Raw genomic sequence first — 24,965 nt, forward strand, 5'->3', positions numbered from 1 at the left:
CCTGGGAGAGAAGACATATGACGACGCGCGCCCTCGTACGCGACCGCCGCTGGTCCACCGACAAGGCCCGGACGAGCATGATCGGCCTCGCCGTCGCCGCCACCGCGCGGGCCGGCGGCATGGAACTGCGGGCCCTGCCGGAACACCTCGTACGCCGCGACGACGCCGGCGCCCGGCGCGGTGTGCGCATCCTCGTCTCCGGCGACTCGCCGGGCCACGGCGCTCGGGATCACGGCACTCCCGACCACAGCGCTCCGGGCCACGACGCTCCCGACCACGACGCTCCCGACCACGACGCTCCGGGCCACGACGCTCCGGACCACGGCGAGTGGACATTCGAGGTGGAGGTCGCCGGCCGTGGCCGGGTGCCCGTCGAGGTGCTGCCCGCGCCCGGCGGCCCACGCCTGATGCTCCCCCTGGAGAGCGACCGCCGCGATGTGCGGATCCAGGCCCGCAACGGCGACGTGTCGGCGGTGCTCGCCTTCGCGCTGGAACCGCCGCGGGAGTGGACGATCCACCTGGTCCACCACTCGCACCTGGACATCGGCTACACCGATCCCCAGGGCACCGTCCTCGGCGAACATGTCGCCTTCCTCGACTCCTGCCTCGATCTGACCCGTACCACCGACGGCTGGCCCGACGACGCCAGGTTCCGGTGGGCCGTGGAGTCGCTGTGGTCGTTCGAGCAGTGGGCCGCCGTCCGGCCGCCGGAGCGGGTGGCGGAGTTCGTCGAGCGGGTCCGGGCCGGCCAGATCGAGCTGACGGCCATGCCGTACAACCTCCACAGCGACACCTGCTCCACCGACGAACTGCACGAACTGCTGCGGCTGGCCCGCCGGGTGAGGGACACCTACGGGATCGATTTCCACTCGGCCATGCAGACCGATGTACCCGGCTCCGTCGCCGGGCTGCCGGACGCCCTGTCCCCGCTGGGCGTGCGCTACCTGTCGGTGGCGCACAACTGGGCCGGGCGCTCGGTGCCCACCACCAACGGCGGGGCACGGCTGCCGCGCCTGTTCCGGTGGCGCGCCCCGTCGGGCAAGGAGGTGCTGGTATGGATGACCGACAGCCCCCACGGCCTGGCCTACATGGAAGGGCCCGTGCTGGGCTTCGACACCTCCTACGCCATGGTGGACGACCTGCTGCCCGCCTACCTGACGTCGCTCGCGACCAACCCCTACCCGATCCCGCCCGAGCTCCTCGGCTCACCGTCCCCCGCGCCGGGCGAGCGCGAGCCCTACCCGTGGGACGTGCTGCATCTGAGGGTGCAGGGCCACTTCGGGGACAACGCGCCGCCGCGGCTGATCCTCGCCGAGACCGTACGACGCTGGAACGAGACATGGGACAGCCCCAGGCTGCGGCTGTCCACCAACACCGACTTCTTCACCGACGCCGAGGCCCGGCTCGGCGACGCCATCCCCGCCTTCGAGGGCGACTGGGGCGACTGGTGGGTCGAGGGCGTCGGCTCGGGCGCCCGGCCCCAGGCCATGGTGCGCCGCGCCCAGTCCACCGTCACCGACGCCACCACCCTGTACGGCATGGCCGCCCTGGCCTCCCCCGCGGCGCCCACCGCCGACCTGGCCGCGGCCGCCCGCGGCGGCGCCGACCAGGTGTACCGGTCGGTGTCCCTGTTCAACGAGCACACCTGGGGCGCCTCCGACCCGTGGACCCACGGTGACGCGGGCGGCGAGTCGGGCGAGCAGCAGTGGCACTGGAAGTACGGGTACGCGCTGCACGGCGACAACGACGCCGACACCTTCCTCGACCACGCCTCGGCCGCACTCGGCGCCCTGCTGCCCGCCGCGGCCGACGCCGACGTGACGTACTGGGCCGTCAACACCACGGCGGCGGCCCGCACCTCGGTCGTGACGGTGTTCCTGCGCGAGAGCCGTGTCCCGCTCACGAGCACGGTGTCGGTGGCCGACGGCCGCACCGGCGCGGAACTGCCGCTGGTCCAGGAGGCGCAGACCAACCCGGTCCACCGGGACGCCGGGCGGTGGCTGCACATCCAGGTCCCCGATGTGCCGCCGTTCGGCCTCGTACGGCTGGACGTGACGGTGACCGGCACCGACGGCGGCAAGGTGGTGGCCTCCCCCACCGCCCTCCGCCTCGACGGGGACGAGGCGGGCGAGGAGGGCGAGAAGCGCGGGGACCGCGCCGTCCCCCTGCCCACCGCCGACGACCTGATCCTGGAGAACGACCATCTGCGCGTCCGCGTCGACCTGACCACGGCCTGTGTGGCGAGCCTCGTCGAGAAGGCCACCGGTCGCGAACTCGTCGACCAGGACGCCGTCGTCGGCTTCAACGGCTACGTCTACGACACCTACACCACCGCGGGCGGCTACAACCACCAGGCCAACAAGACCACCGTGAGCGAGGAACTGGAACTCCTCGGCTCCCGGACCCTGGCCCGCCCCGCCGTACTCCTCGAACGCGTCGACGACGCCCTCGGCCGGCGCCTCACCTACGAGTACGCGGCGGACGGCGTCCGCCGGGCCCGCACCACGCTCAGCCTCGGCCGTGACGACGCCCACCTGGTGATCGACAACCGCTTCGACAAGCCCGCCACCATGACGAAGGAGAGCGCCTACCTCGCGTTCCCCTTCGCGCTGACACGGCCCACGGTGCACTACGAGATCACCGGGGCCCTGACCGGCACCGGCCTCGCCCATGTGCCCGGCGCACCCCAGCACATGCGTGCCGTCAGGTCGTTCGTCTCCCTGGCGGACGACGGCGGCCCCGTCGCCTGGATCACCAGGGACGCGCCGCTGGTCGAGCCGGAGACCATCGCCCTGCCCTACGCACCCTTCCCCGACTTGACCTCACCGCGCCGGCCCGGCACGGTCTACTCCTGGGTGCACAACAACCTCTGGGACACCAACTTCCCATCCCAGCAGGCATTCCACACCACCTTCCGCTACGCGGTGGGCGTCCGCCGCAGCGGCGAGAGCATCGACGCCGAAGCCCTGGCACTGCGCACCGCCTACGAGGTCGACCACCCGCTGATCGGCGTCCCGGCGCACGGCGCCCCCGACGCGCACCGCCCGGCCGAACGCGCACTGCTCTCCGTGGACGACGCGCGCATCACGGTCCGCGACGCGGCCCCGGTGCCGGGTGACGACGGCGTCGACCTGCTGGTGAGGCTCCAGTCCTTCGCCACGGAGCCCCGCACGGTCCGCCTCAGGTGCGGCTTCCCCGTCGCGGGCGCGGAACGCGCCACCTACCTCGGCGACCCCGACGGCCCCGCCACCCTCGACGGCGACGACATCCTCGTGGACATCCCCCGCCTGGGCAGCGTCGCGGTGCGGGTGCGCCTCGGCGCGGCGGGGGCAGCGGGTTAGCTGGGCAGCGTCGTGGGAGCCGCCCGCCACCGGCTCCGGGTCGGTGGCGGGCGGCTCCCACAACGCCCTGCATCACGGTCATGTAACGTCAGCGCTCGATGCGCCGCCGCACCTCCTCGTTTTCGTCATGGCCGGCGGCCGGGGGCAGGCTGTCGAGCTTGGCCAGTTGCTCAGCGGTCAGCTCGACCGTGTCGGCGGCGGTGTTCTCCTCCACGCGGGCGGCCCGCTTGGTGCCGGGGATCGGGACGATGTGCTCGCCCTTGGCCGGCAGCCAGGCCAGGGCGACCTGGGCCGGTGTGGCGCCGGCCGCCCGCTTCATCTACCTCGACCCGGCCGCCCGCGCGTTTCTCCCCGACTGGGACAAGGGCGCCGACGACGTCGCCGCGATGCTCCGCGGCGAGGCCGGCCGTAACCCCTACGACAAGGACCTCACCGACCTCATCGGGGAGCTGTCCACCCGCAGCGAGATCTTCCGCAACCGCTGGGCCGTCGTGATCTACACCGCCGTCCCCCACACCCCCAGCGCCGACGCCCTCCGCCTCCTGTCCACCTGGGCCGCCACCCAGGACCAGCCGGCACCCGACCTCCACGAGCGCCTGACCTGACCAGCGGGAACAGCGCAAACCATGGACATGGCCCCAGCCCTCATGCGGTCCTCTTGGCAGCGATTCTGGCCCGCAGCGTGTCACGAACGGTGGGCCACTCATCCGCGAGCAGGCTGTAGTAGAGCGAGTCGCGGCGGGTGCCGTCCTGGCGCCGCATATGGCTGCGCAGGGTGCCTTCGTAGACCAGGCCAAGACGGGCCAGCGCCTGTTGAGAACGCACATTGAGATGGTCGGTGCGCAGAGCGAGCCTGACGAGGCGCAGGTCATCGAAGGCATGGCTGAACAGCAACAGCTTGGACTCGGGATTGTACGGACCTCCCCAGCAAGACCGGTCGAACCAGGTCGCGCCGACTTCGGCCCGGCTCTCCTCCAGGTCGAGGTCGTACAAGCTGGTCGAACCGATCACAGCGTCGTCGTCACGACGTTGCACCGCGAAGCACCGCCGGACAGGATCCGCGATCATCTCGCTCAGCATCGTGCGCAGCTGCGTCACGGTCTCAGGACGTGGCCGCGGCATCCATCGCCACACCTCGGGGTCGGACGCGGAGGGGAAGAGCGCGTCAGCGTGCTCGGTGGATAACGGGACGAGACGAACCGCACTGCCGAGGAATGTTGTTCTTCACCTTGAAACAGTAGAACGAGCCATGACACCGGCAGGAGAGCCCTGAGGCTGAGAGCGACGTCAGGCCCGTCACCATCGATCGGCATTGACAGCTTCCTCAGTGAGCGGGCCGCAACGGGTCCTGTCGGGTGAGGCAGACGAGAATGCCTACGAGGACGATCGCTGCCGTGATGGCTAGCGCGACCAGGGAGTTTGCGGGATACAGGATCCAGGCCCACGGCTCGGGGCGACCGCCGCTCCAGCCGGCCGCCGCGCACACAAGCGGCACGATGGCGACGGTGACGGCCGCGATGCGATGGCCGAGGAAGGGAAACAGCAGCAGCGCCAGGCCGACGTAGCCGGCGATGTTGCGCCCCAGCACCAAGGCGATGCCGTCAGCCCCCAGCGCGTAGCAGAGGGCCGCCATCCCCGCCCCGGTGGCGGCGACCGCCGAACCGAGTGCGGCGTCCCATCTCCGCACGGGCCGGCAGGCGACGCTTTCGGTGCGCAGGTCGCCGCGCCCCATGCCGTAGAGCAGCATCACCGCGGGCAGCAGCGTGATGAGGTGGCCGACCAGGAAGTGTCCGGACTGGCCGGTCAGCACGGGCACAGGGAGTTCGGCGTTGCCCATGAGGAGGCCCACCACATTGGTCCCGACGACGGACGCGCTCAACACGGGCACGGCACGGGCCTTCCACCACCAGATCATCCGCGGCTCCCGTCGATACCCAACTGGGGGCGCACGTCACAGGCCCGCATGGCGCGGTTGTTGCGCTCGTACCAGGCGAGCTGGGCCTTCCGGGACTGTTTCAGGACATGCTGGGCGAGGGCCAGTTCCGGCGGTGCGACCCGGTTGGCGAGGCTCCGGGGCGAGGCGCCGGCGGTGAGGGAAAGCCACGCTCCGACGGGGCCGTAAGCGTCGGAGCCCGGGTAGCGCTCTCCGTTGTCCGCGCAGGAAGGAGATTGCGGAAGCAGCCCTGCCGCCACGCCGGTGGGCACACCGACGGCGCTGATGCCGGGGCCAATGGCCAGCTTGGTCTCGTCAGAGCGGGGCCGGTCCGCCATGGTCAGCGTGGCGGGCACCACGACGCCCGCCCGGCGGAGCCTCTCGACGGCCTTACGTGACTCGGCGCGGACCATCCCGGCTCGGTCGTCCATCTCGGGCCACAGGCAGATACGGGGCTGACCGTGATCGCACACCAGGTCACCGACCGGACGGGAGGTCACCGGGTCCGCCCCCATGCCGTGGGCGGAGGCAGCACCACCCCCGAACCCTCCGGCCAGCAGCGCGACCGCGGCGACGACGGCGGGGACGGTCCTCCGGTAGTGGATCAGCACGGCGGCGGACAGACAGACCGCCGTACCGAACACTCCCGCGCTCACCAGCGCCCATACGTCCAGGCTCTGGTCGAGCGCACAGCAGTCCTGCAGTCCTCCGCCCACGAGGTACCGGATCCACACAGCGCTCCAGGAGACCGGGTAGGCGTTGGCGACGAAGCTCGCGATCAACGTGACCGGCACCGCGATGATCGGAGCCCACAGACGGCCCAGGACGAAGCCGACCAGGGTGTTGGCCGCGAGCAGCACCACTTCCACCCCAAGGATGCCGAGATCGGGCATGCCGAGGCCGACGTCGGCGGCGGCCGCAGAGACCAGCAGGGCCACCGTCATGCCGACCACGCCCATCACCAACACCGGCAGCAGGAGGGGGAAGGCGATGGCCAGAGGCGAGCGGACCGCGTTCTGGTCGGAGATGCGCGCGCGCCTGAGCCGGCTTCCCTCCCAGGCCCCGGCTCCGGCACACGCGGGGCCCACGAAGGACAGCGCGAGGGTCGCGGTGCCGGTGGCGGAGAGCCAGTAGTGGGGCGTGACCCACTCGGACAAGTTGTCGCTGAGGGCGACGACGACGAAGCCGACCAGAAGCGGCAGAAGTCGGGTGCCCGACGAGACGCGGACGATGGTGCGCAGCAGCACGGTCAGATCTCCTCGCCTACGAGCTGGGTGTAGGCGGCTTCCGCGCGTTCGCGGGGGCCCTGAGCGCTGTCGGCCATGGCGTGGAATTCGGCGGTGGTGCCGTGGAAGCGGACCGTGCCCCGGTCCAGGACGACCACGTGCTGGTAGAGGTCGGCCAGATCTTCGGTCTGGTGGGTGGAGACGAGGATGTGGACGTCGTCGGCGAGTTGCTCGAGTAAGGACCGGAAGACCTTGCGCTGGGTGGGGTCCAGGCCCGCGGTGGGTTCATCCATGAGGATGAGCTCGCTGTGGTGGGTGAGGGCTCCGGCGATGCCCATCCGGCGCAGTTGTCCGCCGGATACCTGGTGGCTGCGGCGGTCGGCGAGCTTGTCCAGGCCGACACGGCCGAGCGTGACGGCCGATGCCTTCCAGGCATCCATGCGGTTCATGCCCTTGAGCCAGCCGGCGTAGGCGACTTGCTCCCGTACGGTCAGCCCCGGCACGGGCGTGATGTGCTGCGGCAGCCACGCCACCGCCTTCCGGTACGCCGTCACATCCCTACGGGCGGTGGGGCTGCGGCCCTTCCAGGTGACAGCGCCGTCCAGAGGCTTGAGCTGGGAAGCGGCCAGCGCCATCAGCGTGGACTTCCCCGCCCCGTTCGGGCCGAGCAGAACCGTCGCCGGACTGCTGACGCGAAGGTCGAAGCCGTCGAGCACGGTCGTCTTCCGGTTGTACCGGAAGGAGACACCGCGGAATTCCAAGGCCATGAGCCGCGCAATCCGCCGCCAGGGGTAGCCCCGAGGAGGCTGTAGTGAGGAGCCGGAGGTGCCCCGACGCAGCCAGAGTCCGCCTCGCAGGGGCACCCATGAAGACGTGCCGTACCGTCCTCGGGTTCTCGTAGGCGATGACCACCTTGTTGGCGCTCATCGGCCGTACGACTGGTGGCCCCAACGCCGGCCCGTGTCACGATGCGAGGCGGGTCTGTTCGCTGCGCGTACGTCGCTCGTCATAGTCGGATCGGGCGGCTTCCACCACTTCCAGGTGATCGACGACCCATCTCAACATCGCTTGCAAGGGTGCCTCAAGGCTCCGGCCCAGGTCAGTGATGCGGTATTCGATCGCCACCGGGTCCGTGGACACGACCAGCCGTTCGATCACACCGTTGCGCTCGAGCCGCCGCAGGCATGTGGTCAGTGACTTCGGCGTGATGGCAGGCAGGTGCTGGCGAAGCTCATTGAAGCGCCGGGGGCGGTCGCACAGTGCCTCCAACACCAGCAGGGACCACTTGTCGAAGAGCTGGTCGAGCAGACGACGACCCTCGCTGTCGAAGTCCAGTCCACACACGCCGGTCTCCTTCGCGATACCTGGTTTCGTTGAAGTATATCGCGCCTACTAGGTATACAGAAGATACTTCCTTGCTCGACCAGTGAAGGCAGGATCCATGACCGGCGAATACTCGGCTATCCAGGTCTCCATCAACGGCGGTGTGGCGCAAGTCGTCATCGACCACCCTCCGCTCAACTTGCTGGACGCCACCCTCATGCTCGACCTGGACCGGTTCGCGGCCTCGATGTCCGGCAACGACGACGTCCGGGTGATCGTCTTCGACAGCGCGGACCCGGACTTCTTCATCGCGCATGGCGACATGACGTTCGCCGACGATGCCGCGGCGTTCTCGGCACTCCCGATCGCCCCCGAGGCAGACCAGTCCTTGAACCCGATGATGCGGCTCCACGAACGCCTCAGATCGCTGCCGCAGATCACGATCGCCAAGGTGCGCGGGCTGGCACGCGGTGGCGGTGCGGAACTGCTGTCGGCAATGGACATGCGGTTCGCCTCCCTCGAGCACGCCGGTCTGGCGCAGCCCGAGGCTGCGGGTGGGATCATCCCGGGCGCGGGAGGCACCGCGTACCTGCCCGGTCTCGTGGGCCGCGCACGCGCCCTGGAGATCATCCTCGGTACGCGGTTGATCGATGCGGCGACCGCGGAACGGTACGGATGGGTGAACCGGGCCGTGCCGAACGCCGAGCTCGACCACGTCGTCGACACCCTCGCCGCCCGAATCGCCGCCTTACAACCCGGTGTCGCTCGCGCCGCGGTCGAAGCGGTCGACGCCGCGTCGGACTCGATCGCCCACGGCCTGGAAAGGGGGAACGAACTTCTCGGCCGGCTCCTCGGCGGGCCCGCCGCGGCCCGTCTCACCAAGGCCGTACTGGCCGCAGGTGCGCAAACCCGCGACGGGGAGCGGCACTTGGAGGCCATTTTCGACACGGTCCAGTAGGTCCGTCTGCAAACGGATCCCGCTCAGAGCGGGAATGGCGCGAGTGCGACCGGTTCGAACTTGAACTCCATTCCAGCGCGGAGCAGTGCTTCCACCCATGAGAAAACATCAGCTCACGGCCTCCTCGGCCGCGCTCTGCAGGATGTGTGCATGGCCACTGCGGCGGCGGAGCGGACATGCGACGCGCACGCGGCCCGGCGGCGTCCGAGTCGCGTCCGCTCACCGTGGAAGCGGCTGAAGACCGAACAGGACGGTCATGGCAGTACGACCAGCTCACGGCTGGTGCGGTTGAGCCGTTCACCGCCGTCGTCGGTGCAGATGACGATGTCCTCGATGCGGGCTCCGAACCGGTCGGGAAGATAGATGCCCGGCTCGACGGAGAAGGCCATGCCGGGCTCCAGCGGCAGGGCGGAGCCCGCCACGATGTAGGGCTCCTCGTGGGTTTCCAGCCCGATGCCGTGGCCGGTGCGGTGGATGAAGTACGGCCCGAAGCCCGCGTCCGTGATGACATCCCGGCCGATCGCGTCCAGTTGCTCGGCGGTGATACCGGGCCGGACCGCATCGGTCTGGGCGCGCTGGGCGGTCAACAGCACCTCGTACAGCCGTCGGTACTCCGCCGGGGGCTCGCCGACGACGTAATCGCGGGTGGAGTCGGAGCAGTAGCCGTCTTCGGTGGTCCCCCCGATGTCGACCACCACGGGGTCACCGGGCAGGATCACCCGGTCCGAAAGCTCGTGGTGGGGACTGGCGCCGTGGGGTCCGGAGCCGACGATGACGAAGTCGGTCCGCACATGGCCTTCGGTCGTGATGGCTTCCGCGATGTCCCGGCCGACCTCGCGTTCGGTGCGCCCGGCGCGCAGCCACTCGCCCATGCGGGCGTGCACCCGGTCGATGGCCGCCCCCGCCCGGCGCAACGCCTCGACCTCGGCCCGGGTCTTGCGGATCCGCAGCCGGCCGAGCACCTCTCCGGCGAGTGCCTGGTCGGTGTCGGGCAGCACGGCCCGGAAGGCGATCGTCTTCTCGGCCCACATGTGGTTGTCGACGCCGACCCGGGCCATACCGGCGGGCAGCCTGGCCGCGATGAGGGCATATGGGTCCTCGGTCTCGGCCCATCCGGTGATCTCGATGCCGAGGTTCCCGGCCGGGGACGCGAGCGCGGCGGGCCGCTCCAACTCCGGTACCAGGAGGAAGGGTTCGCCGTCCACGGGGAGCACGAGGCAGGTGAGCCGCTCCAGGGGCAGGGCGTGGTAACCCGTCAGATAGCGCAGGTCGGCGCCAGGACTGATCAGCAGCGCGTCCAGGCCCGCGCCGGCGGCGGCCTCCCGGGCGCGCTCCAGACGGTCGGCGGGGTAGAGATCGGTGAGAATCACAGGGCGTACTCCATCCTGGTGTCGGGCCGGCCGGGCCGGGGGCCGAGGCAGCGGCCAGACCGTCCTCGACCGGCTGGGGGTCCCTTCAACCTCAGCCTCCACAGCATGCAGCACAGCGGCAACCCCAAGGGCACGGGACGCACTGTCTGTGCCAGGTCCAAGCCGACCGCCCGACCGACCCGCTCCTAGCGCAGACCCTCGAAGATCTCGCCCCAGAACCCGGATTCCTCCACATCCGGGTCCAGGTCGATCAGGCGCTCACGCAGATCGGCGATGGCGGCCGCCCGTACGGCGTCGTCGGCCGATTCGAGGGCGTCGCTCGATTCGGCGATCAGCCCGAGGAGCACGGCCAGCCGAGGGAGCGAATCGGCGGCCGGTCCCTGCCACCCGTCTCCGTGGTCCCATCCGTTGGGGTCGTAGTGGGTGATGCCCCCGTCCGCCGCTTCGAGCATCAGGTGCTGGTCGTACCGCGTGGCCACGGTGAAGCAGAAGTTCTTCGGCGGAGAGTCGTCGTCCGGGTAGCGGTTCCCGTAGATCTCGTCTGCGTCGAAGGGTTCCAGCCCGTCCTCGTCCCGCAGGTGCCGTGTGTCGATCCGTACGACGTCGAGACGGACGGCCGGAAAACCGACCGTGAGCAGGAACTCCCTCGACTCGGCATCGGTCAGCTCGACCGGCAGACCGGCCTCGTCCGGTCGCCAGAGCGAGCCTTCACCCAGTCGCTGCTCCAGCCACACCGCGTCCGGTATGAGCGGAGTGTCGTTGCTTTTCACTGCGTGGCCCCCATGAAGTCCCCGTCGTTCGATCCTGGCCGGTGCCAGTCAATCGCATCGCGGGGCGCCTTCAGCGCCGTGGGGTCGGCGCGTACAGCCGGGAGGCCCGGAGGCCGGTGCGCGTCGTGGTGCGGACCGGCCACGACGTACAGCTTCCGTGGGAGGGCCGACTCCGCGTCAACCAGGGGTCAGTCACCGTAGGTGTAGAAGCCACGACCGCTCTTACGGCCGAGGTGACCTGCCGCGACCATGCGGCGCAGCAGGGCGGGCGGTGCGTACAGGGGCTCCTTGAACTCCTCGTACATCGACTCGGCCACCGCCTGGATGGTCTCGAGGCCGATGAGGTCGAGCAGGCGGAGCGGTCCCATGGGGTGGGCGCAGCCGAGTTCCATGCCCTGGTCGATGTCGTCCGGGCTGGCGGAGCCCGATTCCACCATGCGCACCGCGCTGAGCAGGTAGGGCACAAGGAGGGCGTTGACGACGAAACCGGAGCGGTCGGGTGCCTGGATGGCCTGCTTGCCGAGCTGCTCGGCGATGTCGTGGGTGCGCCGCACTGTCTCCTGGCTGCTGGTGAGAGCGGGGATGACCTCGACCAGTTTTTGCACGGGCACGGGGTTGAAGAAGTGCATGCCGATGACCTGGGCGGGCCGTTCCGTGGCCACCGCGAGGTCGACGATGGGAATCGAGGAGGTGTTGGTGGCCAGGATCGCCGCCGGGTCTTCCACGACCTTGTCCAGGGCGCGCAGGACGTCGGTCTTGATGTCGCGGTTCTCGGCGACGGCCTCGATGACGAACTGGCGGTCGGACAGGTCACCGAGGTCGTGGGTGAAGGAGAGCCGGGCGAGCGCCTGGTCTCGCTGCTCCTGGCTGAGCTTGCCACGCCGTACGCCCCGCTCGAGGGAGGCGGTCAGACGACGGCGGCCCGCCTCGGCGGCGTCCGGGGTGGCTTCGGCGACACGGACATCGATGCCGTGGCGGGCGGCGACTTCGGCGACGCCGGAGCCCATGAGGCCGCAGCCGACGACGCCGAGACGGGTAACGGGATCCATCTGAGGTTCGCTCCGGTGAGTTGGGGGGTGTGCCGGGGGTGGTCAGACGTTGCGGCGGTACTGGCCGCCGACCTCGAAGAAGGCGTCGGTGATCTGCTGCAGCGAGCAGACCCGGGCGGCGTCCATGAGGACGGCGAAGACGTTGCGGTCGCTCACCGCCGCGTCCTTGAGGGCGTCCAGTGCGGCGTGGGCCGTCTCATGGTGGCCGGCCTGGAATTCCCGCACCCGCGCAAGCTGGGACTGCTTCTCCTCCTCGGTGGCGCGGGCCAGTTCGATGGCGTCGGGCTCGGCGGTGTCCGCGTGCGGGTTGCGGAAGGTGTTGACGCCGATGATCGGCAGGGTGCCGTCGTGCTTGCGCTGCTCGTACAGCATCGACTCGTCCTGGATACGGCCGCGCTGGTAGCCGGTCTCCATCGCCCCGAGGACGCCGCCGCGCTCGCTGATCCGCTCGAACTCCTCGAGGACGGCGTCCTCCACCAGGTCGGTGAGCTCGTCGATGATGAAGGACCCCTGGAGGGGGTTCTCGTTCATCGCCAGACCCCACTCGCGGTTGATGATGAGCTGGATGGCGAGGGCCCGGCGGACCGAGTCCTCGGTGGGGGTGGTGACCGCCTCGTCGTAGGCGTTGGTGTGCAGGCTGTTGCAGTTGTCGTAGATCGCGATGAGCGCCTGGAGGGTGGTGCGGATGTCGTTGAAGTCCATCTCCTGGGCGTGTAGCGAGCGGCCGGAGGTCTGGACGTGGTACTTCAGCTTCTGGCTGCGCTCGTTCGCGCCGTACTTCTCCTTCATCGCCACTGCCCAGATGCGGCGGGCGACCCGGCCGAGGACGGAGTACTCGGGGTCCATGCCGTTGGAGAAGAAGAACGACAGGTTCGGGGAGAAGTCGTCGATGTGCATGCCCCGGGCGAGGTAGGACTCGACGTAGGTGAAGCCGTTGGCCAGAGTGAAGGCGAGCTGGCTGATGGGATTCGCGCCGGCTTCGGCGATGTGATAGCCGGAGATGGACACCGAGTAGAAGTTGCGGACCTTGTTGGCGATGAACCACTCCTGGATGTCCGCCATCATCCGCAGGGAGAACTCGGTGGAGAACAGGCAGGTGTTCTGGCCCTGGTCCTCCTTGAGGATGTCGGCCTGCACCGTGCCGCGCACGCTTCCCAGCGCGTGCGCACGCAGTTCGGCCGTCTCCTCGGGCGACGGGTCGCGGCCCTCGGCGGTACGGAACCTCTCGATCTGCTGGTCGATCGTGGTGTTGAGGAAGAACGCCAGGATGGCCGGCGCCGGTCCGTTGATCGTCATGGAGACCGAGGTCGTCTGCGCCACCAGGTCGAAGCCGTCGAAGAGCGCCTTCATGTCCTCCAGGGTCGCCACCGACACTCCGGAGGTGCCGACCTTGCCGTAGTTGTCGGGGCGTTCGTCCGGGTCACGGCCGTAGAGGGTGACGGAGTCGAAGGCAGTGGACAGCCGGGTGGCCGGCTGGCCCTCGGACAGCAGCTTGAAGCGCCGGTTGGTGCGGAACGGGTCGCCCTCGCCCGCGAACATCCGCGCCGGGTCCTCGCCGTCGCGCTTGAAGGGGAACACCCCGGCGGTGAACGGGAAGTGGCCGGGCAGGTTCTCCCGGCGCCAGAACCGCACCAGTTCCCCGTGGTCGGTGAAGCGGGGCAGGGCGACCCGGGGGATCTTGTTGCCGGACAGGGACTCGCGGGTGAGCGTGGTGCGGATCTCCCGGTCCCGTATCTTCACGATCTGCTCGTCGCCGGAGTAGGAAGCCACGACGGCGGGCCAGTTCTCGATGTGTTCCGTGACCTCGTGCGGGAGTTTCCGGCGGGCGTCCTCGAGCAGCGACCGCACATTCCCGGCGTCGGAGCCGACCTGGACGAGCTCGCCCTCGACCGCCTCCAGGCGCTGCACCCGCCGGGCCGACTCGGCCAGCCGGTCGGTCTCGGCGTGGTACCCGCGGACCAGCTCGCTGATCTCGGCGAGGTAGCGCACCCGCTCCGCGGGAACCACCTGCCGGATACCGGAGGAGTGGCGCACGTCGACGGGCGCCAGCCTGCCCTCGGACAGCGGCAGCCCCTTCTCGGCCAGGGTGCCCTTCAGGTGCTGGTACAGCGCGGTGACACCGTCGTCGTTGAACGTGGCCGCCGAGGAGCCGTACACCGGCATGTCCTCGGGCCGCATGCCGAACGCCTCGCGGTTGCGGACCAGTTGGCGGCCCACGTCGCGCAGCGCGTCCTTGGCGCCGCGCCGCTCGAACTTGTTGATCGCCACCACGTCGGCGAAGTCGAGCATGTCGATCTTCTCGAGCTGCGAGGCGGCGCCGAACTCGGGTGTCATCACATACATCGAGGTGTCGACGAACGGCACGATCGCCGCGTCGCCCTGACCGATGCCCGGCGTCTCCACGATCACCAGGTCGAACCCGGCGGCCTTCACCACGTCGATCACGTCCGCCAGGTGCTCCGGCAGCTCACGGCTGTTGCGCGTGGCCAGGCTCCGGAAGAACACCCGGTTCCCGTCCAGGGAGTTCATCCGGATCCGGTCACCGAGCAGCGCACCGCCACCACGACGGCGGGTCGGGTCGACCGCGATCACCGCGACCCGCAGCTTGTCCTGCTGGTCGACGCGGATACGGCGCACCAACTCGTCGGTGAGCGAGGATTTGCCCGAGCCGCCGGTGCCGGTGATGCCGAGCACCGGCGTGACCCGTGCCGCCGCGGCGGCACGGAGCTGTTCCAGGAAGTCCGGGGACAGCTTGCCGAGTTCGGCGCCGGTGATGGCGCGGGCGATCGCGAACCGGTCGCCGGCGAGTACGGCGGCGGCGTCGGCCTGCCTGCCGTCCCACAGGTCGAAGTCGCAGTCCCTTATCACCGAGTTGATCATCCCGGCGAGGCCCATCCGCTGCCCGTCCTCCGGGGAGAAGATGGTCACTCCGCTGCCGCGCAGCCGGTCGATCTCCTCGGGCACGATGACGCCGCCACCCCCGCCCACCACTCGGACGTGCTCCGCTCCCTGCGCACGCAGCGACTCCACCAGGTACTCGAAGTACTCCACGTGACCGCCCTGGTAGGACGAGACCGCGACACCGTGTGCGTCCTCCTCCAGCGCCGCGTCCACGACCTCCCGCACCGACCGGTTGTGACCGAGGTGGATCACCTCCGCGCCCTGGGACTGGAAGATCCGTCGCATGATGTTGATCGACGCGTCGTGCCCGTCGAACAGCGCCGAAGCGGTGACCAGGCGGACGGGGTGCGCAGGACGGTGCAGATCGCTCATGAGGGCCTTCCCAGACGGGTCAGGGCACTGACTGAAGAGATAGTAGGACGTCCTAGTAAATTACTGGAGGCAGGGAGGGTGTGAAGAGAAGCACAGAAGCGGCGCGAGTGATCCCGCACCGCCGGGGCATCGCGAGGGCGAGCCGGTCGCCGCAGCAGTGATTGAATCGACTTCAGTTTGAACGTTAGGTGCGGTGCGTCGGATCGTCAATCAGACCCCCAGCCCATGACTTGTGATTGACGGCACCCCGGGGCCATATTTAGCTTTGAACTCGCTTAGGTTCAGCCATGCGCCCTTCACGGAGCGTGCTCGCATGGCCCTTCCGCGGAAGTGAGGCGCCTTGATCGCATCACACCTTCCGGCAGCCGCCGCACCGCTGACCGTCGGTTCGCTGACCCTGCGCAACCGGCTGGTCGCCACCGCCCACGCCAGCGGTCTCGTCCGGGACGGGCTGCCGCTCAGCGGCGACGCCGAGTACTGGGGCCGTCTGGCGGCCGGTGGCGCGGCGCTGCTGATCTGCGGCGGTACGACGGTGGCGCCGGAGTCCGCGCCCCGGCAGGGAAACATCCTTCAGCTCCATCGTCCGGAGGCGGTCGAGCCACTGCGAGCACGGGTCGGGCGCCTGCGAACTGGACATCATGCCGCTGTGCACGGCAACCGGCATCGGCCCCGAGGGCGTCGCCGTCGCTCACCACACCTCCGGAGGGATGACCACCATGCCCGCGGACCAGGTCGTCGTCGTGGGGGAACGCCGCCCACGCACCGCCCCGGACTGCACCAACCCCCTGGTACTGACAGTCGGCGACGCCGTGGTTCCGCGACGTGTCGCGCACGCGATCGCCGAGGGACGGGAAGCCGCCGTACGCATCGCCTCTGCGCTACGAGACGGTATGCACCGCGGTTAGCCGACGGCAGCACACCGGTCCGGTCCGCACAGCCCAGAACGTCGGCCCGGTGGTGGGCGTTCAGGGCTTGCCATGCACGGAAACGGCGTACTTCCCGTCGGTGTAAGGGTCGCGGGACCACGTCGCGTACCTGGCTTCGAGGGTGAGTCCCGCCGCACGGCAGTGCGCGTCGTAGTCGTCCAGCGGGTAACCGCGGTCCAGGGCGAAACCCGCGACGAGACGACCGGCCGGACGCACATGGGCCGCCGCCCCGGCCACCAGGGCCGGTTCCGTTCCCGGTGGGGTGAACAGGGGGACATTGCCCGCCAGCACCACGACATCGAAGGACAACCCCAGGTCGAGGTCGACCAGATCCCGCCGATGCCAGCGGATCTCCGGGGCCAGCCGCCGGGCGGTGGCGAGCATCGACGCGTCGGCGTCCACGCCCGCCACGTCGATCCCGTGACGGGCCAGCTCTATGGCCACCCGGCCGGTGCCGCAGCCCGCATCGAGGACCGTGGTCGGCCGGAAGGAGCGGACCAGCGCGGCTTCACCGTGGATGTCCCCTCCTTCGGTGGCGATGCGGTCGAACCGCGACTGGTACTCGTCACCGTTCCACGTCATGCCGCCAGCGTGTCACATGCGCGGTCGCGCGAGCCGATACGGGCAGGGTGTCCTGCGGTCGTACCGCAGCACAATCGACGAGCCAGAAAGCCAGGTTTTGGTCTATACCAAGCGCGTCCGTCCCAGTATCCTCATCCTGGCCAGTAGCACACCATCCCCCACCCAGGTTGCGTGCTGGCGCGGGCGACACCCCCTGAACCTGCCCAAGCAGCCAGGTGACCTCCCGATTCACCGCATCCAGGAGGATCACGGTGAAAGTTCGCACCAGGAGTTCGGCGATCATCGGCACCATCTGCCTCGTCGCTTCCCTCGCCTTGACCACGGCGTCCGCCGACCAGCCCGCCGCCCCACGGCAGGCAGCAGCGAAGGTCGCGCTCAAGAATGTGGCCACGGCCCAGAATCCGACCGCCGGCGCCGCCGGTCCCGGAGGCACGGTCTGGATCGCCGAACGCCCCGGCACCGTAAGGGTTTTGGACGATCAGGGACTGGGCGAACCCGTCCTCGACATCTCCGCCGAGACCACCACCGACGGCGAACGCGGTCTGCTGGGCATCGCGTTCGACAAGGAATTCGCGCACTTCTACATCTCGTTCACGAACCTCGAAGGCACCAGCACCGTGGACGAGTTCGCCATGCGGGACGGCAAGATCCAGCCGGACACCCGGCGCACCGTCCTCACCCAGACGCAGCCGTACTCGAACCACAACGGCGGCGACATCAAGTTCGGCCCCGACGGCTACCTCTACATCGCATTGGGCGACGGGGGCGCGGGCGGCGACCCGCACGGCAACGGGCAGAACCTCGACACGCTGCTCGGCAAGCTCCTGCGGATCGACCCGAGCGGCGGCGAGCCGTACGCGATCCCGCCGGACAACCCGTTCGTGGACGACCCGAACGCGAAGGACGAAATCTGGGCGTACGGGCTGCGCAATCCGTGGCGGTTCTCCTTCGACGCGGACACGGGCGACCTGCTGATCGGTGACGTCGGCCAGAACGACTGGGAGGAGATCGACTGGGCCCCGGGGAACAGCAAGGGCGGCGAGAACTACGGCTGGTCCCAGATGGAGGGCACCCATCCCTTCCGTGGCGGCACGGAACCCGCGAACCACGTGCCGCCGGTCCACGAGTACGACCGCACCAATCTGGGCTGCTCGGTGACCGGCGGCTACGTCTACCGAGGCAACGCGATCCCGGACCTCAAGGGTCAGTACGTGTTCAGCGACTACTGCGACGGCACCGTCCGCTCTCTGCAGATGGAGAACGGCAAGGTGACCGGCGTGAACGACCTCGGAGTCAACGGCGGCGAGGTCATCTCGTTCGTGCAGGGCGGCAGTGGCGAGCTGTACGTGCTCGCCATAGGTGGCAGCGTCTCCCGCATCGACCCGGCGTAACAACTACTGGAAGACGCCGCCGAGTAGCGAGTGCGGCCCTGGGCCGGGAGCCCCGTGTGAGGCTCCGGCCCGGGGGGCGGGTCAGCCGGTGCCGGCCGTGGCTTCGGGTTCGGGTCGCAGGGCGGCGGTGGTGGCGGGGGCGGGGCTCCCGGTGCGGGTGACGGCGGAGACGGCCACCATGACCACGATATTGAGGACGAGGGCGATGATGCCGACGTTGAGGTCCTTCACCGCCTGCGGGAGCCCCGGCAGGAGGCTGCCCACCGTGACGTCGGAGAGGGTGACGACGGCGACCGTGGTGACTCCGACGACGATGCCCGCCGCCGCTCCCTGTTTGGTGACGAACTGCCGTTGCGCGAGGCTCGCCAGCAGTGCGGGGAAGAGCTGGGTGACCAGTGCGTAGCCCATGAGCAGCAGCGAGACGATCGAGCTGCCGCCGTTGAAGGTGAAGTAGAGGGAGATCAGGGCGAGGGCGGGGACGAGCAACTGCGCCAGGCGGCCGATGTGCTGCTCGCTGGTGTGCGGCCGGGCGAGGCGGTAGACGTTCTTCGACAGGCAGGTCGCGGAGGTCATGAGCAGCAGGGATCCGGGGACCAGCGCGGTGAGCAGCCCGGCGCCACCGACGATGCCGACGAACCAGGAGGGAAAAGTGGCGGTGGTGATGCGCAGCAGGGACAGGTCCGCGTCGGCGCCCTTGAGGCCGGGCACGACCAGGATGGCGGTGAAGCCGGCGAAGAAGACGAAGAGCAGGATGAGCTGGTAGAGCGGCATGAAGATGGCGTTGCGGCGGAAGACGCGTTCGTTCTGGGCGCTGTAGGCGGCGCTGAAGGTGTGCGGCCACATGTAGAAGCCGACCGCCGAGAGCAGCACGGTGGAGGCGAACCACGAGGCGCTCATGCCGCTGGAGGGCAGGGTGAGGAGCTGGGGGTGGGCCTTGTCCACCGCGTGGAACATCTCCCCGACGCCGCCGAAGTAGTGCATCGGCAGGTAGATGCCCAGGATGAGGACGACCGCGAGGATGGCGACGTCTTTGAGCACCGACGTCCAGGCCGAGCCGTGGATGCCCGAGATCGTCACATAGAGGGTCAGTGCCACTGTGCCGATCGCGATGGCCCAGTGGGAGGAGATACGGCCGTTGGAGGCGACGGACACGATGATCCCCATCCCTTTGAGCTGCAGGACGAGGTAGGGCACCATCGCGACGACTCCGACGAGGGCCACCAGCGCGCCGAGCAGCGGGCTGTCGAATTTGGCGACGAAGAAGTCGGACTGCGAGATCAGCCGGTGCTGCTTGGCGTAGCGCCACACGGCCGGGAGCAGCCAGTACGACAGGACGTAGGCCAGTGAGGCGTAACAGAGGATGTAGTACGCGGGCGCGCCCTTGCCGTAGGCCCATCCCGAGGCACCCAGGAAGGTGAAGGTCGTATAGATCTCGCCGGCCAGCAGCAGGAAGACGAAGACCGTCCCGAAGCCGCGGCCGCCCACCGACCACTGTTCGAGATCCATGGACCTGCCACGGCGGGCGCGCAGTCCCAGGCCCAGGGCGGCGAGCAGGAAGGCGAAGATGACGGCGAGGGCGATCATGAGCTCTGCTCCTCCCGGTTCGCCGGGTCCAGGTGGTAGATGACGGCCATGGTCGCCGAGATCAGCACGACCCACATGACCAGCCAGAAGAGGTTGAACGGCATACCGAGGACGTAGGGCGTCACCCGGTTCGCGATGAAGATTCCCCCGAGGATCCCGAGGAACGGGATCACGCCGAGCAGATGGATGGGTTTCACGTCGAGAACCTCCTGGGACGGGCCGTACTCCACGGGTGGGTCGACGCCGTCTGGGGTGGGTGGCACGTCCCACGCGGTGCGGTGGGGACGGGGCCGTCGGGACGCCGCGCATGGCGCAGAAGAGGCGGCGCCTCGGCGGATCGCCTACTGCTGACCAAGGCCACTGACCAGGGCCGCTGACCAGAGCTGCCGACCAAGGCCACGGCGGCAGGTGGGACGGGGCCGAAGTGCATTTCGCCATGCGGAATTTATTTTTCGATGGCAGATGTATAGGTCCGCCGCGAGGGCCTGTCAAGGCTTTTCACGTCCCCCGCGCCGCCCGTCCGCCCGGACGTCGCCACCCGCGCCGATGAGTCTGCCATCGGGCGGTCCCTTCCAACACCACCTGCGCGGAGCCCCCCCCTCGCGGCCCGGACCCGCACCGCCCCCGGCTACCGCTTGTTCTCGATCCGGGACGTCTGCCCCGGGCTGCTGCCCGACCCCGGTGTCGGCACCGCGGTGGAGGGCGAGGTCTACGACGTCCCCGACGAGGTGCTGCGCGACCACCTGTTGCCCACCGAACCGCCGGAGCTGGAGTTCGGGATCATCCGGCTCCAGGACGGTTCCTCGTCCTTCTCGATGCTCCTTCGCCGCGGCGAGCTGGAGAGGGGCGTTCACAAGGAGATCAGCGACTTCGGTGGATGGCGTCCGTACCTGAAGAGCCTCGGCCGGGAGAACTGATGAACAACCGACTTCCCCACACGGTCAATCTGTCGATCCTCTTCACCGAGCTGCCGCTCCCGGAGCGTCCGGCCGCCGCGTCCGGGAGACCCGCCGGCGCCGCGGTGGCGGCAACGACTGGATGTTCGTCGAACTCGCCGTGCCCGGACACCTCACCCAAGTGGCCCTCGACACCTCGTACTTCATCGGAAACGCCCCTGGTTCGGCACGGCTGCGCGGCATCGACGCCACGGTGGCGGACCCGGACGATCCCGGGGCCTGGTTCGACCTGCTGCCGCGCACCCGACTGCAGCGGGATACCCGGCACCGCTTCCGTATCGACGCCTCCCGCCCGGTCAGCCACGTCAAGCTCGACATCTACCCCGACGGTGGCCTGGCCCGGCTCCAGCCTTTCGGCGCGCCCACTCCCGCCGGCCTCGCCACGCTCGGGCTGCGCTGGTTCGACCTGCTGCCCGCCGCTGAGGCGGTTCAGCTCCTGATCACCGAGTACGGTGCGGCACCGGAACGGGCGCGGGACTGTGGCCGCGCTCACCGGAGGTTGTTGGGGGCGTTCCCCGGCCCGGGGCGACACGGGCCCAGGTCCTGATCGCGAAGCGTGGCATGGCAGTGGCCGGACTGCACTCCTCAAGGGAGTTCGCGTCCCATGTCGGTGGAGCACAGGACGACGGCTACGGGTCTGACTCACAAGACATCCCGTCCGGGACCCCTCGTTCACAGTGGCGCGACCGTGCCGGATTCCCACCGGCTTCCGTCTTGCCGTCGTCGATATCGCACCGACGTACCGCGTGTCGGGTTCATGGCGAAGACCGGCCACCAGGAGAGACGGTCAGGTGAGGGCGAGGAGGCTGACGGCGACGGCGGCGGTCCCGAGGCCGACCAGTTGTCCGCGGTGGATGCGTTCGGCCAGGACGCCACGGGCGAGCAGTACGGTACCGGCCGGATACAGGGCGGTGATCACGGCGACGACGGCCAGGTCGCCGCTGCGGGCAGCCAGCAGGAACAGCAGATTCGCCAGCGAGTCCAGCACTCCGGCGGTGGCCGACATGGCGTAGGCGGGCTTCGTCGAGCCGAGCCTGCGGTACATCACCCCGGCCGCGGCCAGCGTGACGGCGGAGGAGACGGCACGGCCGATGATCAGCGGGCCGACGCCGCTGTCGGACGGCGCCTGATGCAGGAAGATCAGCTGCAGGGCGATGGCGGCGCCCGCGCCGAAGGCCAGCAGGATCGCGGCGCGCGAGGGGCGGGCCGACTTCGCGCCGTGCCCGGCGCTGACCAGTACCACCGCCGCCAGGGCCAGCGGCAGGCCGACCAGCCCGGCCGGGCCCAGGTGCTCGCCCTGGAGCAGCCCCACACCGACCGGCAGCATGGCCGAGACCAGCGCGGTGAGCGGGGAGAGCACATTCATCGGGCCGATCGCGAGCGTGCGGTAGAGCAGGGCGAAAGCGGCGGCCGACGCGATGCCGGAGGCGGCGCCCCAGGCCAAGGTCGCCGGAGCGAAGGAGGCACCGAGAAAGGGCCACAGCAGCAGCTCGACGGTGAGCGAGGCCGGCGCGGCGATCATCACGGTGCGCAGTACATGGGCCTTGCGGGCGCCGAGACCGCCGAGGAAGTCGGCGCAGCCATAGGCCAGGGAGCTGCCCAGGGCCAGCAGCAGAGCGAGCACAGTCCATCCTTTACCATCAATAGAACGACCGGAGCGTACAACGTACCGACCGCGCGATGTCAACTGAACGACCGCGCGGTACGGCAGACTGAACGACGTAGAGAGCACGTAGAGAGACGTAGAGAGCACGTAGAGAGTGGAGAGGGGGCGCACTGATGGCGGAGGCCGAGGCGGCTCTGCGGACGCTGGCGTACAACGTCAGAACCGCTCGCACACGCGCGGGGCTGTCCTTGGACGAACTCGGCCGACGCGCCAAGGTCAGCAAAGGCTCACTGTTCGCCCTGGAGAAGGCCCAGGGAAATCCGAACTTCGCCACCCTGGTCCGGCTGGCCGACACCCTCGGCGTCTCGGTGTCCGCCCTGATGGAGGGGGCGGCCCAGGAGCGCGTCCGGGTCGTGTCCGCCGACGCCGTGATGCCGCTGTGGGCGGGCCCGCACGGCAGCGAGGCCCGGCTGATGCTGACGACCTCCGGGCCGACCACGGTCGAGGTCTGGCGCTGGACACTCCAGCCCGGCGAGGAGTACCCCAGCCACCCCCACCAGGCCGGTGTCGTCGAGACCCTCAGTGTCACGGCCGGCCGGATGGTCCTGGTCGTCGACGGCGTCGAGCATCCCGTCGAGGCCGGGCAGACCGCCACCTTCAACGGCGACGCCCCCCACACCTACCGCGGCGACGGCGACGGGACCTGCCATCTGATCATGACCGTCCACCTGCCACCCGGCCCCGCCTGACCACGTCGACCCGTCCGATCCCGTTCCGTCCGCCACCCGCCTCGAAGATCAAGGACAGCAGGAGGTTCATGTCCGAGCGTGCGAAAGAATCCGTCATACGGGCCCCGGGCATACCGCACCTGCTGATGGTAGTGCTCTGCTGCTTCTCCGGATTCGCCCTGCTGCTGCCCGTCTCCCCGGCATGGGCCGTCAGCGGAGGAGCGGATGAGTTCGGTGCCGGGCTCGTCACCGCCGTCCTGATGGCCGCCACCGTCCTGGCCCAGCTATGCGTCAAAACGGCGCTGCGCGTGCTCGGATGGACCCGCACCCTCGCCATCGGTGCCCTCCTGCTCGGCCTGCCCGCCACGCTGCAGGCCCTCAGTGACCACCTGTTGCCCATCCTGCTGACCACGGCCCTCCGCGGAGCGGGCTTCGGCATCGTCACCGTCTGTGGATCCACCGCGGCGGCCGCACTGGCCCCACGCGGGCGCCAGGGCGCGGCCATCGGCCTCTACGGCTTCGCGGTCGCGCTCCCCCAAGTCGCCCTCACCCCGGCGGCGCCCTGGCTGGTGGGCACCTTCGCCCTCCCCGCGATCATCGCGTGCGGCGCTCTCCCCGTCCTGGCACTGCCCTGGACACGAGCCCTCGGCCGCGTCGTCGAGGCCCGCATCGGCGGCCCCGCGCCACAGGACAGCCACCCGCGGCACCCCGCCCCCATGGCCACGGTGCTCCGGCGCATTCTGCTCCCGCTCACCGTGCTGCTCCTGGTCACGGCCGCGGGGGGTGCGGTCCTCACCTTCGCCCCGCAGTTCACCGCCACCCCGACGCAGGCCGCCACGGCCCTTCTCGCCCTCACCGCCACCGCCGCGGTGTCCCGTTGGGGCTGCGGAGTACTGGCCGACCGGATCGCTCTGCGGCCGATCAGCGGCGTCCTCGCCTCGGCCGCGTGTGCGGGCCTGGCGCTGATCGCCCTGGCCCTGGGATCGGGGAGCGCCCCCGTCCTCGTCCTGCCGGCCGGAGTGGTCGTGCTGGGAGCGGCGTACGGAGGACTGCAGAGCCTCACGCTGGTGCAGGCGTTCACCTACGCGGGCGCGGAGAACCGGCATACGACATCAGTCGCGTGGAACATCGGCTATGACGCGGGCACCGGGCTCGGCTCCCTCATGCTGGGCCTGGCAGCCCAAACGGCCACCTTCTCCACCGGCTTCACCACGATGTCCGCGGTGATGGCGGCCGCGGCCCTCACGGTTCTCCTCACCGGTCGCGGGCAGGCCACCGGCGGCTCGGCGAACAGCCGCCGGCGTAGGCAGAGCCGAAAGCGCCGATCGCTCACCGACCGCTAGAAGCTACTCCCGCGCGGCACAGAACCGGACCGGTCGTGGTGGTTGGCACTGTGGCCCATCGCGCTGAGCGTGCTGCCGGTGGTGAGCCTGCTGCTGACCGGCCTGGTGCCCTTGAAGGGCACCAGGCTGATTCCGGTGACCGGGATCGTCATCGGCGGCGCGCTGACCGCGACCGCGCTGTCGGGACGGCGAGCGCTGGACGAACTCGGCCTGCGGCACGGTGAGTTCGAGGCGGGACTGGCCCAGGCCCGGGACGACGAGGGCCGACTACACCTCCTCGGTGGCGAACAGCTCGAGGTGCCCGCACTCAGGACAGCGGAACGCCACTATCTTCCGCCGGGGACGGCCCGTCCGCTTGGCACCCCCGAAAAATCCCCGCTCCATCGCGCCCTCGATCCAGCGCGCGTATCCGCGCGAGTGCTCACCGGCGTCTTCGATGAAACCTTCTGCCAGTCCGACGTTGCCGCAATGGGTGCACGTGTAGTTGTTCATGCCGCGAGTCTAGGAAACGGCGCGCCAAGGACAAACACGTAACGATGGCCCGGATCGCGGGACTGTTCGGCCCGGTTGAGCCCCGGGCGAGTGCCCGTTCCGCACTGCATGGGC

Annotated in this window: 21 protein-coding genes, 4 pseudogenes and 1 riboswitch; of the genes and pseudogenes, 10 read left to right on the forward strand and 15 right to left on the reverse strand. The window is 69.7% G+C overall.

The annotated features are described in order from the left end of the window. Window positions 1-17: 17 nt before the first annotated feature. Window positions 18-3,341 (forward strand): glycoside hydrolase, encoded by a 3,324-nt coding sequence (locus STRVI_RS29215; RefSeq protein ID WP_014059230.1) that lies wholly within the window; start codon window positions 18-20, stop codon window positions 3,339-3,341. 88 nt (window positions 3,342-3,429) lie between these two features. Here the strand turns inward: STRVI_RS29215 and STRVI_RS53740 are convergent. Next, window positions 3,430-3,645 (reverse strand): annotated as a pseudogene (locus STRVI_RS53740) (aldo/keto reductase); the annotation flags it as partial. On the opposite strand from STRVI_RS53740, the gene STRVI_RS52965 reads away from it, so the two are divergent. After that, complete coding sequence (locus tag STRVI_RS52965; RefSeq protein WP_050993777.1) at window positions 3,590-3,946, forward strand: MmyB family transcriptional regulator; 357 nt, start codon at window positions 3,590-3,592, stop codon at window positions 3,944-3,946. The pseudogene STRVI_RS53740 and the gene STRVI_RS52965 sit on opposite strands and share 56 nt — an antisense overlap. Before the next feature lie 40 nt (window positions 3,947-3,986). Here the strand turns inward: STRVI_RS52965 and STRVI_RS29230 are convergent. The 5 genes and pseudogenes from STRVI_RS29230 to STRVI_RS29250 all read right to left on the reverse strand — a co-directional run. After that, window positions 3,987-4,529: pseudogene (locus STRVI_RS29230) on the reverse strand (GNAT family N-acetyltransferase); the annotation flags it as partial. A 136-nt stretch (window positions 4,530-4,665) separates the two neighbouring features. Further along, a complete protein-coding gene (locus STRVI_RS29235; protein ID WP_014059231.1) occupies window positions 4,666-5,256 on the reverse strand; it encodes a hypothetical protein in 591 nt (196 codons plus the stop codon). Next, window positions 5,253-6,521, reverse strand: a complete 1,269-nt coding sequence (locus STRVI_RS29240) for a DUF7224 domain-containing protein (RefSeq protein ID WP_014059232.1) — start codon at window positions 6,519-6,521, stop codon at window positions 5,253-5,255. The genes STRVI_RS29235 and STRVI_RS29240 overlap by 4 nt, the downstream gene beginning before the upstream one ends. A 2-nt stretch (window positions 6,522-6,523) precedes the next feature. Then, window positions 6,524-7,267: an ATP-binding cassette domain-containing protein gene (locus tag STRVI_RS29245; protein ID WP_014059233.1), complete on the reverse strand. Its 744-nt coding sequence runs from the start codon at window positions 7,265-7,267 to the stop codon at window positions 6,524-6,526. Between the two features lie 196 nt (window positions 7,268-7,463). After that, window positions 7,464-7,844, reverse strand: a complete 381-nt coding sequence (locus STRVI_RS29250; protein WP_014059234.1) for a winged helix-turn-helix transcriptional regulator — start codon at window positions 7,842-7,844, stop codon at window positions 7,464-7,466. 97 nt (window positions 7,845-7,941) lie between these two features. Between STRVI_RS29250 and STRVI_RS29255 the strand changes: the two genes are divergently transcribed. Then, window positions 7,942-8,781: an enoyl-CoA hydratase/isomerase family protein gene (locus tag STRVI_RS29255; protein WP_014059235.1), complete on the forward strand. Its 840-nt coding sequence runs from the start codon at window positions 7,942-7,944 to the stop codon at window positions 8,779-8,781. A gap of 254 nt (window positions 8,782-9,035) precedes the next feature. Here STRVI_RS29255 and STRVI_RS29260 read toward each other — a convergent pair whose 3' ends face one another. The 4 genes from STRVI_RS29260 to icmF form a co-directional block, all read right to left on the reverse strand. Continuing rightward, window positions 9,036-10,151, reverse strand: coding sequence for a M24 family metallopeptidase (locus tag STRVI_RS29260; protein ID WP_014059236.1), 1,116 nt, complete (start codon window positions 10,149-10,151; stop codon window positions 9,036-9,038). Window positions 10,152-10,336: 185 nt separating this feature from the next. Continuing rightward, window positions 10,337-10,921 (reverse strand): SUKH-4 family immunity protein, encoded by a 585-nt coding sequence (locus STRVI_RS29265; protein ID WP_014059237.1) that lies wholly within the window; start codon window positions 10,919-10,921, stop codon window positions 10,337-10,339. Window positions 10,922-11,109: 188 nt separating this feature from the next. Beyond that, window positions 11,110-11,970 carry a 3-hydroxybutyryl-CoA dehydrogenase gene (locus STRVI_RS29270; protein WP_014059238.1) on the reverse strand — a complete coding sequence of 287 codons (861 nt, stop codon included), beginning with the start codon at window positions 11,968-11,970 and terminating at the stop codon, window positions 11,110-11,112. Between the two features lie 42 nt (window positions 11,971-12,012). Further along, window positions 12,013-15,243, reverse strand: a complete 3,231-nt coding sequence (gene icmF / locus STRVI_RS29275; RefSeq protein WP_014059239.1) for a fused isobutyryl-CoA mutase/GTPase IcmF — start codon at window positions 15,241-15,243, stop codon at window positions 12,013-12,015. Between the two features lie 638 nt (window positions 15,244-15,881). On the opposite strand from icmF, the gene STRVI_RS29285 reads away from it, so the two are divergent. Further along, the gene (locus tag STRVI_RS29285; protein ID WP_150112928.1) at window positions 15,882-16,148 is read left to right on the forward strand and encodes a hypothetical protein; all 267 of its coding nucleotides are present in this window, start codon (window positions 15,882-15,884) and stop codon (window positions 16,146-16,148) included. 60 nt (window positions 16,149-16,208) lie between these two features. Here the strand turns inward: STRVI_RS29285 and STRVI_RS29290 are convergent, their stop codons facing one another. Next, window positions 16,209-16,751: a class I SAM-dependent DNA methyltransferase gene (locus tag STRVI_RS29290; RefSeq protein WP_014059240.1), complete on the reverse strand. Its 543-nt coding sequence runs from the start codon at window positions 16,749-16,751 to the stop codon at window positions 16,209-16,211. A gap of 251 nt (window positions 16,752-17,002) precedes the next feature. Between STRVI_RS29290 and STRVI_RS29295 the strand changes: the two genes are divergently transcribed. Beyond that, window positions 17,003-18,142, forward strand: a complete 1,140-nt coding sequence (locus tag STRVI_RS29295) for a PQQ-dependent sugar dehydrogenase (RefSeq protein WP_014059241.1) — start codon at window positions 17,003-17,005, stop codon at window positions 18,140-18,142. An 81-nt stretch (window positions 18,143-18,223) separates the two neighbouring features. On the opposite strand, the gene STRVI_RS29300 is transcribed toward STRVI_RS29295, so the two are convergent. Further along, the gene (locus STRVI_RS29300) at window positions 18,224-19,726 is read right to left on the reverse strand and encodes a sodium:solute symporter family protein (RefSeq protein WP_014059242.1); all 1,503 of its coding nucleotides are present in this window, start codon (window positions 19,724-19,726) and stop codon (window positions 18,224-18,226) included. Further along, a complete protein-coding gene (locus STRVI_RS29305; protein ID WP_251982761.1) occupies window positions 19,723-19,989 on the reverse strand; it encodes a DUF3311 domain-containing protein in 267 nt (88 codons plus the stop codon). The genes STRVI_RS29300 and STRVI_RS29305 overlap by 4 nt, the downstream gene beginning before the upstream one ends. 372 nt (window positions 19,990-20,361) lie before the next feature. On the opposite strand from STRVI_RS29305, the gene STRVI_RS29310 reads away from it, so the two are divergent. Both STRVI_RS29310 and STRVI_RS29315 read left to right on the forward strand, forming a co-directional pair. Next, window positions 20,362-20,643 (forward strand): allophanate hydrolase-related protein, encoded by a 282-nt coding sequence (locus STRVI_RS29310; RefSeq protein WP_251982762.1) that lies wholly within the window; start codon window positions 20,362-20,364, stop codon window positions 20,641-20,643. A gap of 97 nt (window positions 20,644-20,740) precedes the next feature. Then, window positions 20,741-21,229 (forward strand): annotated as a pseudogene (locus STRVI_RS29315) (hypothetical protein); the annotation flags it as partial. A 63-nt stretch (window positions 21,230-21,292) separates the two neighbouring features. After that, window positions 21,293-21,436: riboswitch (cobalamin riboswitch) on the reverse strand. A 33-nt stretch (window positions 21,437-21,469) separates the two neighbouring features. Here the strand turns inward: STRVI_RS29315 and STRVI_RS29320 are convergent. Next, the gene (locus STRVI_RS29320) at window positions 21,470-22,306 is read right to left on the reverse strand and encodes an EamA family transporter (RefSeq protein WP_014059244.1); all 837 of its coding nucleotides are present in this window, start codon (window positions 22,304-22,306) and stop codon (window positions 21,470-21,472) included. Window positions 22,307-22,461: 155 nt separating this feature from the next. Here STRVI_RS29320 and STRVI_RS29325 point away from each other — a divergent pair, with 155 nt between their 5' ends. From STRVI_RS29325 to STRVI_RS48835, 3 genes and pseudogenes are all read left to right on the forward strand, one after another. After that, on the forward strand, window positions 22,462-23,037 hold the full coding sequence (locus STRVI_RS29325; protein WP_014059245.1) for a helix-turn-helix domain-containing protein: 576 nt from the start codon (window positions 22,462-22,464) through the stop codon (window positions 23,035-23,037). 68 nt (window positions 23,038-23,105) lie between these two features. Further along, window positions 23,106-24,359: an MFS transporter gene (locus STRVI_RS29330; protein ID WP_014059246.1), complete on the forward strand. Its 1,254-nt coding sequence runs from the start codon at window positions 23,106-23,108 to the stop codon at window positions 24,357-24,359. A gap of 12 nt (window positions 24,360-24,371) precedes the next feature. Beyond that, window positions 24,372-24,635, forward strand: a pseudogene (locus tag STRVI_RS48835) (ABC transporter permease); the annotation flags it as partial. On the opposite strand, the gene STRVI_RS54925 reads toward STRVI_RS48835, so the two are convergent. Continuing rightward, a complete protein-coding gene (locus STRVI_RS54925; RefSeq protein WP_014059247.1) occupies window positions 24,627-24,851 on the reverse strand; it encodes a hypothetical protein in 225 nt (74 codons plus the stop codon). The pseudogene STRVI_RS48835 and the gene STRVI_RS54925 overlap by 9 nt on opposite strands. Between the last annotated feature and the right edge of the window lie 114 nt (window positions 24,852-24,965).

The sequence above is a fragment of the Streptomyces violaceusniger Tu 4113 genome (assembly GCF_000147815.2).
Lineage (GTDB): Bacteria > Actinomycetota > Actinomycetes > Streptomycetales > Streptomycetaceae > Streptomyces > Streptomyces violaceusniger_A.